Here is a 12,536-nt window from a genome sequence, read left to right on the forward strand (position 1 = left end):
TTCGATCAATGAAACTGAGTATTTCTAATCAATTTCAGACCTTTATGAATAAAATGGGTCTCAATATTAATGATATATTGCAGGAGGCGGGGATCAATAAGATTCTGTGGAAGGAAACTATTGAGCTTAATAATAGTGAATATTGGCGTTTATTGGATGTATTGGATAGTAAAACATCTGATCAAAATATTATCTATTTATCTCAAATAGAAAAAATGAATACTTTTATGCCATCGTTTTTTGCAGCAATGACAGCCCAAAATGGGTTAGAAGCTATAAAACGGCTTGCTGAATATAAATTTCTAATAGGCCCAGTGAAACTAACAATCACGACTAATGAAAAAAATACCTCTATTCATATTTCGGGGATCGATTTACAGTTAGAATTGCCCCGTTTTACTGTCATGCTAGAACAACTTTTGATACTCAATCTATTGAGAACGGGTACCTCGAAGACGATCGTGCCCATTAAAGTGGGGAGCAAGTATGACTATGGAACGGATATAGTTGATGTTTTAAAAATGGCTCCGGAAAAATTAATGGAGAACGAAATTATATTTGACAATAATGACTTAGCTCAACCCTTTTTATCTTCAAATAATGTTATGTGGACATTTATACGTCCGGAATTGGATCGCAAGAAGTTAGAAGTAAAAAGTGATAAATCATTGGAAGAAAATATACAGGCGCTTTTGATAAAAAGAATTCCTAGTGGTGATTTTGGGATAGATGAAGTATCGAAGAATTTAAATATTAGTAAACGAACTTTACAACGAAATTTGAAAACATTAAAAACCTCTTTCAATGAACAAGTAAAGTATGCTCGGCAAAGTTTAGTTAACCCTTTAATGAAGGATGAAACTTTAACATTGATCGATATAAGTTATTTATTGGGATACTCTGATCCGGAGTCCTTCTCACGAGCTTTTAAGAACTGGTATGGTAAGAGTCCGTCGATTTATCGAGAAAAAATACTGCTTAAGTAATTAAAATAAATGATATGCTTTTTAAGCATAGATACATATTAGATAGAGGTATTAGACATCTTTTATAAGTGAACATAAAATATTCTAGTAAGCTAATCAGAAAGCAGGAATAAATATATGAGTACAGTAATGATTATTGGTGCCAATGGTGGTACTGCTAGAATATTAATTGAACGCATTTTAAAGGAAACAGAGAATAATTTGATTCTTTTTTTGAGGAAAGCTGAAAGATTGAGTCAATATCAAGAAAATGACAGAGTAACAATTGTGGATGGGGATGTTCTCAAAACACAAGCTTTAGCAAATGCTATGAAGCCAGCCGATATTATCTATTCAAATGTTGGAGGAACTGATTTGGGTGCTCAAACTAAAAGTATTTTGGCTGCAATGGAAGAAGAGGGAAAGAAGCGCTTAATTTTCATTAGTGCTTTAGGCGCTCATCATGAAGTGCCAGGTAAATTTGGTGAATGGAATGAACAGGCTATTGCGGCATTTTTACCAGGATTTAGAGAGTCAGCTACTCTTTTGGAACAATCAAACCTTTACTATACTGAAGTCCGTCCAGCATGGTTAACCGATAATGATGAAATTGATTATGAAGAAACAACCCAAGATCAATCGTTCAAGGGAACAGAAGTTTCACGTGCCAGTGTGGCCGATTTTGTACTGAAATTAATCAATAATCCACGTCAAGACCTGCGAGCAAGTGTCGGTTTGAATAAACCAAATACTGATGGCGATAAACCTAGTTGGATGTAATTAAAGCCTATCTTGAAATGTACATTATGGTGTAACATTACTCGTACATAGAAAGTTAGGAGAGTATTTTCCATGTTAAAGCTGAAAGTAATTATATCTACTATGTTGTTATTGGTCAGTATTATAATTTTTATTTTTAAAGCTTTACCTGAAATTAAGCAAATTCGTAAGTATAATAAAACAGTTAATGGCCCAAAGCTATATCGCTGGATTGCCGATATAATGGAGGAATATCCACAAGAATACAAACGTATGAAACGGAGTATGTATATTTGGATATATTCTTATCTGTTACTTATTTGCTCTGTTGTAGTAGGAATGGCTGGGCTTTATGTAGTGTATAATTACTACGATTATTCTTTGACAAGGATAGCTGCCATTTTGATAATAGTATTTTCTTTGGTTTACTTGTACACATATAGATTGTATGCTCGGAATCAAATTGATTTGTATCAGCTCGTTTTGAAAAATTTTTCGGATCAATTTGTTGAAGAAAGATTAAAAATGATTAAAGAATCTGAAATTGCTAGTAGATATCGCGCACTTGTTATGATAATGCTTGGTATAGCTTTAACAATTGTTTTATAGGAAGCGTTCAGATATTGGATTTATATCTAATATTTGAACGTTTTTTTGTTTGATGGAGTTTTCTTTTTCTTCTATTTATACAATTCAAGAGGTATACGCTTAGAAAAATAAGAGGCAGGTTCGTTATTTTTAGTCTGTTTCTTATGAAATGAAGATATTAAAAATTGATGTAGTTAGAACGACATCGGTGCATGAAACTATAATTTTAGCCTTAATTCTCAAGTCATATAATATATTTACGAAAAGGATATTATTTTGATAACCTCTTCGTAGTATTGATAAATAAAGAAGACTACAATAATAATTATTATTCATATATAAACTACAGTAATTTATGGGCTTAGGGGATGTTAATAATGTTACACAAAATTGCAGTTTTTTCCGATGTTCATGGCAATATGTCTGCTTTAGACGCTGTTTTAAAGGATGCTAGGCAGTATGAAGTGACGGATTATTGGTTTTTAGGAGATCTATTCTTGCCTGGTCCTGGAGCAGAACAGCTTTATGAAACGGTGGCATCTTTGCATCCAGCAGTTTGGTTACAGGGAAATTGGGAACAAGAAATTAATAGTATTGTGAATGGTGAGGCTGATTTTGATGATCCTTCAGAAGTTTATTTATCAAGATTAACAGAATACTTAATTAACAAATTAAGTCCCAAGCATTATAAAGAACTAATTCAAAGACCGATTTCAACGACAATAACCGTTAATGGATTAAATTTTGGATTGTCACATAATCGATCGGATCGTTCAACAGGTCATGATTTATTTCCAGCTGAAAAACAGATTAATTTTGATCACTTAGCTGGAAATAAAGATATTTTATTGTATGGACATACACATCAACAAGTAATGCGTACTTCGAGTAAGGGTCAGTTGATCATAAACCCTGGGGCAACTGGACAGCCATACAGCCCATATCCAAAATTAATGGCAGATCAAAGGGCGTGTTATGTGATTTTAACAGTTGACGATGATAGTAGGATAACAGTAGATTTTAGAAAAGTTGATTATGATATTGATAAAGAAATAGAATTAGCGCAGATGAACAATCTTCCATATATTAATCTGTATGAGCATCTTCGTAAAACTGGTTTTACGGTAACACATGATCAAAAATTGTTAAAAAAGGTTAACTCCAAATATCATTATAAAAGGGAAGTTCGTAATTTCTTTGAAAAGTAATTAAGTTAGGACAGTCGTGTTTAGTGGAAACTAGATATGACTATTTTTTTGTAAAAAAAAGATACCCGAAGGTATCTTTAATTAACATTTACTTGATTTTCTTGAAGCCAGGCATTAGTAGCAATATGATACATTTTTACCTTCGTTTTGGGATTAACGGCTCGTCTATCCATGATCCATTTACTGTCTTTAGGTACGATCTTACCTGTGAAGTTACCATTATTGTCGTAAACCTTAGCATCAGTAGTTGCTGTAACACTTGAACCATATAGGAATTTAGCCCATGGTAAAACATCAGCGGCTGAAACAAAACCATTGGTACTAACATGATAGTATTTTTTACCATTGATAGTAGCGACAATATCGGAAATCCAATCCGAATTTGGTGCAAGCTCTAAATCCTTATTTTTATTTCCATAACGGTCATAAACAGGAGTAACGTAATTCTTAGTCGTCACGCCACCACGCATGTCAGCGGTAACATAGTCTTTTCGTTGAGTATAGTCGGCACCTTTACGGTCAGTATCAGCTAAATCGTATTTAGAAGGATTGGCGTAGTCGTTATACTTAGTCATATAGTAATCTTTGACATCGGTGGGATCATATTTACTATATGATTCTTGATCATTGCCCATTTCTTGGGAAAAATAGATCATGCCGGTATTTGATACACTGACACCGATTCCGACATAACTTATGTATGGATTAAGCATATTCTTTCTATGACCAAAATCAGGAGTGGAATCGTATGTTTCACTGTAAAATTCATCAGTGATTTTTTCGGCAATAATTAGGGGATCAGTTGATCCAATCATAGAGAAGGGCATCTGAGCAATATTTTCTTCAGCAGTGTAATTGTAAGGATACATGTTTGCTGAATGCCAGTTAGAATGATCATCGACACCGCCAGAAGTGATGAAAGAGTCAGTTCTAGCTTGGGCATAGTTGTTAAGAATATCGACCGAAGTTAGTGGTTTCAAATTGTTTTGAGATCTGAGTCGATTGAGTTCATTTAGCATAGCAAGTTTAACGGAAGCAAGATCAATGTTTTCGTAACCAGCCTGCGTTTTAGTAGTTGTTGACGTAGATGATGTGTCAGCTGTTGCATCAGAATTTGTCTTAGTTAAAGCTGAGTCATCGGTAGTATTAGAGGCAGTATCAGCAAAGACAACCGTTCCACCTAAACTTGTAGTTAGAAGGGCACTTGCGGCAATTAGGATTGCTGTTTTTTTTACTTTAGAAAACATAATAATATTTCCCCCGTTTCTCATAGATCATGACACATTAATTATAATGAACATTCTATATTACTTCCATTAATTAAAACAGATAAGTTTGACAAGTAATTAAAAAATTATAGGAATTTTTTTTGATATTCTGATGGAGAATAACCTATATATTTATGAAACACTCTTGCAAAACGTTGATAACTCGGAAATCCACATGATTGAGCAATGAAAGTAATAGATTCGTTAGAAACTTTGAGTAGTTCAGAAGCCTTTTTTAATCGATATTTAGTTAAATATTCCTTTGGTCCGATGTTCATGTTCTGTTTAAAAAGTTTGTATAAATAGGTTCGGTCGACTGTCAGATAGTCAACGACATCATTAATTGAGATAGTCGATTCGTAATTATTGCGAATATAGTATAAGGCTTTGGTGTAGATAACTTCCGATGAAGAAGATTGGTTGGAAGAAACATTGGGTAAGATATTGTGCAGGGAGTCTAATATTTCTAGCAATTTGGCATTGTAGATAAAATCGCTCCGATGTGGGTCTTGAGAATAATTAACTATTTCGACAATTTTCTGAGGAACGATCGGGGTGTCGTTAATTGAAAAAACTGGATCTTGATAAGAAATGTTGATTCGTGACATATATTGTTTGATTAGGTCACCGGTAAAGCGAATCCAATAAAAGGACCATGGATCATTTTTATCGGCAATCATGGTCACAGTTTTTTTTGGTTCAATATACATAAAGTCGCCTTTTTTCATGTGGTAAGTAATATTGTCGCTGATGAAAGTGCCTTTACCGTTGGAAATATAATGCAACATATAACCTGATCGTCCTAGTGGTCCATATTGATGTGAAGGAGTTGTTGCTTCATAACCACCAGAGGTTAGATATAAGTAGGGATTATATTGTTCATTACTAAAGACAAAATTTTTCTTCATTATAAATAACTCCATTCAACATTTCGACATACGATATCAACATTATACCATTTGAAAACGGTTACTCCGGTTATAGAATGAATTTGTAAGTTAAATAACGAAATAATAACTTTTGGGATAGAGAGGAAATAACTATGAAGAATGATCGTAAATTATACGAGAAAATTTCTGATGAAATTCTTCCGGCAATTGGTGGAAAAGACAATGCCATTGAAGCATTTCACTGTGCCACAAGATTAAGAATTGCTTTAAAGGATGTCAGTAAAGTTGATAAAGATACTTTAAATAATATTGAATTGGTGAAGGGTGTCAATATTAATAAGAATCAATTACAGATCATTTTTGGAGCTGGATTAGTTGATAAAGTGACTGATGTTTTTATTCAACATACAGGCATAAAGTATTATTCAGTTGATTCTGGTAGTCCTGAACCAGCAAAATCTGAATCTAATAATAAGGAAGAACAAAAAGGCTTTTTTCAAAGGTTTATTGATGATTTAACGGGAGTCTTTACCGAAATTTTACCAGGTATTTTAGCAGGCGGTATCTTAATAGGTTTGAATAATTTATTAACTCAGAAAATTTTTGGATCACAATCACTTGTTCAAATGTTTCCTGGCATTTCAGGAATTAGCACAATTGTTAATTTGGGATCTTCTGGTATTTTCGCCATGTTACCTTTGATCGTAGTTTATTCAGCGACTAAAAGATATGGTGGTAGACCCGTATTGGGCTTAGCAATTGGTGCCGTCATGATGTCAGCTTCTTTACCAGCTATGTCCGATGTTCAAACGGGTGCTGCTAAGGCTGTAATTGCTAATATTTTTGGTTGGAAGTTATCTTTAACTAATTTTGGTGGTCAAATAATTGTGGCCTTAATTATGGGTTGGGTTATTGCTAAGCTAGATAACCTCTTTCAAAAGAAGTTACCAGGTGTAATTCAATTCGTACTTTCACCAATGTTAACTATTTTAATTTCATCATTTATTCTATTCATGATTGTTGGACCTATCGGTGTTACATTATCAACATGGATCACTAACGCCTTGGTTTGGATGTCACAATCACTAGGAATCTTTGGTTATATAATTTTTGGTGGTATTCAACAGTTAATCGTAATCACTGGTTTGCATAATATGTTTGGTGCTATTGAAACACAATTAATTTCTACTACTCAACATGATTTTCTAAATCCATTGTTTTCTGGCGCATTGATGGGACAAGGTGGTGGTGTTTTAGCTTTCTTATTCTTAAATCGTAAGAATGCTAAATCACGTGAAATTTCTATTTCGGCATTTTTCTCCATTCTCTTTGGTATTTCAGAACCAGCACTATTTGGTATCAATATTAAACACAAATATCCATTAATCGGTGGTTGTATTGGTGGGGCCGCTGCAGGTGCTTATATCTATTTGACTAAATTAACAGCGGTTTCCTTTGGTACAACGGGATTACCTGGTATTGCCATTGCTGCTCCTCAAAATAATGGGTATGTGAACTACATTTTGACCAATCTGGTTGGAATTGCCGTTGGTTTCTTGGCATCGTTAGTAGTTGCTAAGTTTTCAACATTTGAGTCTAAAGCCAAAGTGACAAATAAAACTAAATCAGTTGTTTCAAAACAAGTTAGCGTTGATTAATACGAGGTTAAATGACTATGACAAATAGGATTAAAGAATTTAAGAATATGGTAGATCATCTAACTGATGTTCCTAAAGAAATAATTAATAATGAACGAATTATAACTAGTTCTAGCCCTTATCGTCAAAAATATCATGTGGAGAGTGAATCAGGTAGCTTGGGTGATCCTAATGGATTTTCCTACTTTAATGGTAAATATCATCTTTTTTATCAATGGAGTCCTTTAGCATATTCCCAAAGGCCACACTATACACAGCATGGGTGGAAGCATCTGATTTCTGATGATTTGGTTCATTGGCAAGATTTAGGTGCAGCTATTGAAAGTGATACAAGATATGATCGATATGGAACTTATTCGGGTAGTGCTATATCTGAAGGTGATAAGTTATTAATGTTTTATACTGGTAATACTTGGATTAATACGGATACACAAAATAATTGGTTAAGAATTCCATATCAAGTTACTGCTTATATGGATAAAAACAATATGGTACATCGTAGTAGTACTCCCATAATAAAAGGTGCTATTTCAGGATATACAGCACATTTTAGAGATCCAAAGGTTTGGAAAAAGGACGGGGAGTATTATGCCATCTTGGGAGTTCAGAGAACTAATCTAACAGGAACTGCACTAATTATTCACAGTAAAGACTTCAAAGATTGGAATTTATTAGGAGAGTTAGATACTAAATATACTTCTTTAGGCTATATGTGGGAATGTCCTGACTATTTTGAACTAGAAAATGAAGGTGTATTAGTGTTTTGTCCACAAGGATTGAAAAGTGAGGGAAATAAGTATCAGAATATTTATCAAACCTGTTATTTGATGGGAGATAAGGTGTCATTTCCAGACACTGAATTCAATGCAGAGAATTTAAAAGAGTTAGATCATGGATTCGATCTTTATGCTAGTCAAACAATGTTTTCTCCAGATGGACGGAGAATCTTGATTTCATGGATGGGTTTGCCAGAAACTAGTTATCCCACTGAAAAATTTCATTATTCAGGATGTATGACAGTTCCTAAAGAGCTGAAAATTAAAAATAATAAATTATATCAAATCCCTGTTAGAGAACTTGATACTTGCAGAACAAATGAACGGATCATTAAGCAAACATTAACAGATAATGTCTATCGAAAAAAATTGCGTCAGACTGCTAATGAATGTGATTTTTCAATTGATTTCAAGACATCTAATGCTTTTATAATTGATTTATTTGCTGATGAGGATGATCAACGACGATTTAGAATCATTCTAAATAAGAAAAAAGGTGAGATTGTACTCGATCGTTCTATGGCTGGTAAGGATATTTCGATTTCTTATGGAACAACAAGAACACTTGATTATAATGTAGGCAATAGAGTTAACATACGGATATACACAGATACATCCTCAGTTGAATTGTTTGTTAATGGTGGCGAGGAAGTCTTCACTTCTAGGGCTTTTCCAAAGAAATCCCAATCATATTTATTCTTAAATAGTGTTGGTGGAACTACTGATATTACGGGAAATATATATGAAATGAGCAAATAGGAGTGATTTTATGGTTGATTTAATTCATGTTGACAAAAGCCAAAAAATATTTCATTTACATAATAAAGAGATAAGTTATATCTTTAGAGTTTCACCGAAAATTAATAAACTAGAGCACCTTTATTTTGGTCAACATATTGAATATCACGAGACGGTGAAGAATGTCATTCAGTCGGATAAAGCATGGGGTGAAAACTTAATTGCAGGTGACCAGCACTCCTCTTTATCACGATTGTTGCAAGAGTACCCAGAGTATGGGATTGGTGATTATCGTTTACCTGCGTTTGAAATAGGTTATCCAGATGGTGATACAATTTCCAATTTTGAATATATTAATTATGAAATCATTGATGGTGTACCGAATATTAGTGGTATGCCACATGTCAGATATTCAAACGATGATTGTCAAACGTTAATTATTACTTTAAAAGACGAATATAGTGGCTTAGAAATGAAATTGAATTATACGATTGATAATGTCAATGCTAGTCTGATTAGAAATATTGAAATTATCAATAATGATGATCGAGCTCATGTTATTAAAAATTTGAAAAGTATGGCCTTGGATATACCAAATAATGATTATGATCTAGTTACTTTAAATGGTATTTGGGCTCGTGAAAAACACGTTAATCGTGAACCTGTGAATCCTGGAATCAAAGAAATTAATAGTGGACGTGGTGCTAGTGGTCATGTACATGATCCGTTTATTGCGTTAGCTAATGCTGAAACTACACAGAGTAGTGGGGATGTTTACGGTATATCAACTATTTATAGCGGGAATCACAAAGAAACTATTGAATTGGATGCATATGATATTGTCAGAATTACGGCAGGAATCAACGATGATCATTTTTCTTGGAAATTATTTCCAGGTAAAAGCTTCGTTACGCCACAGACACTTTTAGTATTTTCCAATCAAGGATTTAATAAAATGAGTCAAACTTTCCATGATTTAGTTAGAAATCATTTGATTGCTCCTAAGTGGCGCAAGCGAAAGAATCCAATATTAATAAATAATTGGGAGGCTACTTATTTTGATTTTGACGAAAAGAAAATTCTAAATTTAGCTAAAAAAGCTTCTCAGGTTGGTTGTGATTTGTTCGTATTAGATGATGGTTGGTTTGCAGAACGCAACAGTGAAAAAGGATCATTGGGAGATTGGCGTGTTAACTATAAGAAACTACCACATGGATTAGATGGTCTTTCCAATAGAATTCATAAATTAGGTATGAATTTTGGACTATGGTTTGAACCAGAATCAGTTTCTGAAGATACACCGATTTTTAAACAACATCCAGATTGGATTATTGGAACTAAAAATAAAGCTCGTACTCAAGGTCGTAATCAATATCTTTTAGATTTCAGTAATCCCGCAGTGGTTGAAAATATTTATAAGCAAATGGATAAAATTCTTTCAACGACGAGGATTGATTATATTAAATGGGATATGAATCGTAATATTACAGAGCCATATTCACAACATTTATCTGAAAATCAGCAAGGTGAATTTTATCATCGTTATATTTTAGGGGTTTATGCTTTATATGAAAGATTAACAGAAAAATACCCTGACATTCTCTTTGAATCTTGTGCCAGTGGTGGCGGTCGATTTGACTTAGGGATGCTTTATTATGCACCACAGACTTGGGGTAGTGATGACACAGATGCCTATGAAAGATGGAAAATTCAAAAAGGTGAATCATATATCTATCCTCTATCGACTATTGGGACGCATGTTTCTGTGTCACCTAATCAACAAACTGGCCGTCGAACTCCCTTAGAAACTCGTGGTAATATTGCTTTATTTGGAACGTTTGGGTATGAATTGAATCTATTGGATTTGTCGGAATCAGAATTAGAAATAGTTAAAGGACAAATCAAGCTTCAAAAGAGATATGCAGATTTAATTGCTATGGGTGATTTTTACCGTTTAAGAACGCATTTAAATAGTACCGATGCATGGATGATTGTTTCTCAAGATAAAAATCGAGCTTTAGTTTGTTATTTTAAAGGATTAAGTCATCCAAATATGGGATACGATCAGGTTAAACTTTACGGTTTAAACGATGAAATTAGATATTCGATAAATGATGCATACTGTTTGTATGGTGATGAATTAATGAATATTGGTTTGCCGTTAGAATATTCATTTAATAGCAGTGAAATGTGCGACTTTGACACTAAGTTATTTGAAATTAAGGCAAAATAAAAGATCCGATATGAAGTTATATCGAATTTTTTGTTGTATATTATTGCAGCAAATTGATAGGTATAGTAGGCTTTTGATGATAAATGAAAGATATGCAAAGAGGAGAATATGGAACAAGGTAAAGAGGTTACAATTCTAATGGACCAACTGAGTCAAACATATGCTGATCCTAAGGTTAAAGCAGACTATTATCTAGCTAAATTGATTTTGAAATGTGCCAAAGTTTTGGATAAGACTAGTGACGTTAATCTGGTTTCGGCCGGATACAGTGTTAATATAAACAGTTATGTTTTCTATTTGAGAACTCAAAAAAAGAGTCTTCCTAAATCTGCAGTTGATTTGTATTATTCGTGTAAAAATAATAAGGGAAAATATGATCCCTCAGAGCTTGATATTTACTTTAGTATGATGAGATTCTATTAGATATTTTTAATTATTTTTTCAAAAATCTTTTCTCTACCGTAATTTATTAAGCCGTTTCGATAGGCTTGATCAATGTTCTTATCAAAATCAATTGTGGTTTCTGATATCTGATGAATTCGACCATGCAAAACCTTTAATAGTTTATTCTTATCAATTTTTCTATCTGGAGCGAAGACCACTATTCTATCGGGATCTAACAAAGCAATCATGGTTTGAAGATCATTTAATAAATATTTTTCGAAAACATCTTGTTTCATTGGGTAGTGAGTATTTTTGTAGGATGGTCCCAAAGATATTTCTCCAGCTGCCCCTGATTTACCTAAAACAAGATTACCGGAGATTAATAAGCCAACTCCCGGAGCATAGTTTTTGGGATAGTAAATTCCGACGATATTGTCTTCTTGATTATTTTTAAGGATGCCAAGTACCATAGCGTTAACGTCATTAATTACTTTGGCGGTAATATTAGTGTGCTCAAAAAGATACTGTTCCAAATTTACTTCGGATAATCCGGGTACGTCGCTCAGAATCATTTTTTGAGTTGACTCTACACCGGAGGTTCCAATGATAATTAATTCTGGTATTATTTTTTGTTCCTGTAACATCTTTTCGATCGATTGTAATAGATCTTCGGGATGTACAATTTCTACTTGTAAATTATTATTAGAAATAGTGTCTCCATTTAAATTGATGATTTCCAATTTTGCTATCATTCTCTGCTTTACTTCTAAGATACGAATGGTTAATAAGTTAAAATTTTTGCTATTAATAGTATATTGTATTGCACGTCTACCACCAGTTGAAACTTTCTGCGAACTACTAATGATAATTTCTTTTTCTGTAAGTATTTTAATAAGTTTATTAACGCTGACGACACTTAAACCGGTGCTATCGGCTATTTTTTTTGATGAAAGAGATCCATTTTGAATGATAGTTTGAATAATAATATTAAAATTTCTTTCCCGCATAAGTTCAGGAATATTTTTATTCATGAATTTTTCTCCTTGGTTTCCTAGACAATTCTATACAC

General features: G+C 33.3%; 11 protein-coding genes. 8 read left to right on the forward strand and 3 right to left on the reverse strand.

Annotation, left to right across the window (positions count from 1 at the left end; translation table 11 throughout):
* Nucleotides 1-8: 8 nt before the first annotated feature.
* From FC97_RS07255 to FC97_RS07270, 4 genes are all read left to right on the forward strand, one after another.
* Nucleotides 9-986 carry a helix-turn-helix domain-containing protein gene (locus tag FC97_RS07255; RefSeq protein ID WP_054643714.1) on the forward strand — a complete coding sequence of 326 codons (978 nt, stop codon included), beginning with the start codon at nt 9-11 and terminating at the stop codon, nt 984-986.
* 117 nt (nt 987-1,103) lie between these two features.
* Nucleotides 1,104-1,745 (forward strand): NAD(P)H-binding protein, encoded by a 642-nt coding sequence (locus FC97_RS07260; protein WP_054643715.1) that lies wholly within the window; start codon nt 1,104-1,106, stop codon nt 1,743-1,745.
* A gap of 72 nt (nt 1,746-1,817) precedes the next feature.
* Nucleotides 1,818-2,333 (forward strand): hypothetical protein, encoded by a 516-nt coding sequence (locus FC97_RS07265; protein ID WP_054643716.1) that lies wholly within the window; start codon nt 1,818-1,820, stop codon nt 2,331-2,333.
* Between the two features lie 356 nt (nt 2,334-2,689).
* Nucleotides 2,690-3,520 carry a metallophosphoesterase family protein gene (locus FC97_RS07270; protein ID WP_056967995.1) on the forward strand — a complete coding sequence of 277 codons (831 nt, stop codon included), beginning with the start codon at nt 2,690-2,692 and terminating at the stop codon, nt 3,518-3,520.
* A 77-nt stretch (nt 3,521-3,597) separates the two neighbouring features.
* Here the strand turns inward: FC97_RS07270 and FC97_RS07275 are convergent, their stop codons facing one another.
* Nucleotides 3,598-4,767 (reverse strand): CAP domain-containing protein, encoded by a 1,170-nt coding sequence (locus FC97_RS07275; RefSeq protein WP_054643717.1) that lies wholly within the window; start codon nt 4,765-4,767, stop codon nt 3,598-3,600.
* 107 nt (nt 4,768-4,874) lie between these two features.
* Nucleotides 4,875-5,696, reverse strand: a complete 822-nt coding sequence (locus FC97_RS07280) for an AraC family transcriptional regulator (protein ID WP_056967997.1) — start codon at nt 5,694-5,696, stop codon at nt 4,875-4,877.
* 134 nt (nt 5,697-5,830) lie between these two features.
* On the opposite strand from FC97_RS07280, the gene FC97_RS07285 reads away from it, so the two are divergent.
* The 4 genes from FC97_RS07285 (at nt 5,831) to FC97_RS07300 (ending at nt 11,506) form a co-directional block, all read left to right on the forward strand.
* Nucleotides 5,831-7,336, forward strand: coding sequence for a PTS transporter subunit EIIC (locus FC97_RS07285; protein ID WP_054643718.1), 1,506 nt, complete (start codon nt 5,831-5,833; stop codon nt 7,334-7,336).
* Nucleotides 7,337-7,353: 17 nt separating this feature from the next.
* Entirely contained in the window at nt 7,354-8,871 is a 1,518-nt protein-coding gene (locus FC97_RS07290) for a glycoside hydrolase family 32 protein (protein ID WP_054643719.1), read from the forward strand.
* A gap of 10 nt (nt 8,872-8,881) precedes the next feature.
* Nucleotides 8,882-11,083, forward strand: a complete 2,202-nt coding sequence (locus tag FC97_RS07295; RefSeq protein WP_054643720.1) for an alpha-galactosidase — start codon at nt 8,882-8,884, stop codon at nt 11,081-11,083.
* A gap of 108 nt (nt 11,084-11,191) precedes the next feature.
* Nucleotides 11,192-11,506, forward strand: a complete 315-nt coding sequence (locus FC97_RS07300) for a bacteriocin immunity family protein (RefSeq protein ID WP_054643721.1) — start codon at nt 11,192-11,194, stop codon at nt 11,504-11,506.
* Here FC97_RS07300 and FC97_RS07305 read toward each other — a convergent pair.
* On the reverse strand, nt 11,503-12,498 hold the full coding sequence (locus FC97_RS07305) for an ROK family protein (protein ID WP_054643722.1): 996 nt from the start codon (nt 12,496-12,498) through the stop codon (nt 11,503-11,505). The genes FC97_RS07300 and FC97_RS07305 overlap by 4 nt on opposite strands.
* Between the last annotated feature and the right edge of the window lie 38 nt (nt 12,499-12,536).

Source organism: Companilactobacillus kimchii DSM 13961 = JCM 10707 (assembly GCF_001435445.1).
Taxonomy (GTDB): Bacteria; Bacillota; Bacilli; order Lactobacillales; family Lactobacillaceae; genus Companilactobacillus; species Companilactobacillus kimchii.

Excerpts from the sequence above, each read along its gene's own strand:
- FC97_RS07260 (WP_054643715.1), top strand. The coding sequence starts at position 1,104 with ATGAGTACAGTAATGATTATTGGTGCCAATGGTGGTACTGCTAGAATA.
- FC97_RS07295 (WP_054643720.1), top strand. The coding sequence starts at position 8,882 with ATGGTTGATTTAATTCATGTTGACAAAAGCCAAAAAATATTTCATTTA.
- FC97_RS07300 (WP_054643721.1), top strand. The coding sequence starts at position 11,192 with ATGGAACAAGGTAAAGAGGTTACAATTCTAATGGACCAACTGAGTCAA.
- FC97_RS07270 (WP_056967995.1), top strand. The coding sequence starts at position 2,690 with ATGTTACACAAAATTGCAGTTTTTTCCGATGTTCATGGCAATATGTCT.
- FC97_RS07290 (WP_054643719.1), top strand. The coding sequence starts at position 7,354 with ATGACAAATAGGATTAAAGAATTTAAGAATATGGTAGATCATCTAACT.
- FC97_RS07280 (WP_056967997.1), bottom strand. The coding sequence starts at position 5,696 with ATGAAGAAAAATTTTGTCTTTAGTAATGAACAATATAATCCCTACTTA.
- FC97_RS07285 (WP_054643718.1), top strand. The coding sequence starts at position 5,831 with ATGAAGAATGATCGTAAATTATACGAGAAAATTTCTGATGAAATTCTT.
- FC97_RS07265 (WP_054643716.1), top strand. The coding sequence starts at position 1,818 with ATGTTAAAGCTGAAAGTAATTATATCTACTATGTTGTTATTGGTCAGT.
- FC97_RS07275 (WP_054643717.1), bottom strand. The coding sequence starts at position 4,767 with ATGTTTTCTAAAGTAAAAAAAACAGCAATCCTAATTGCCGCAAGTGCC.
- FC97_RS07305 (WP_054643722.1), bottom strand. The coding sequence starts at position 12,498 with ATGAATAAAAATATTCCTGAACTTATGCGGGAAAGAAATTTTAATATT.
- FC97_RS07255 (WP_054643714.1), top strand. The coding sequence starts at position 9 with ATGAAACTGAGTATTTCTAATCAATTTCAGACCTTTATGAATAAAATG.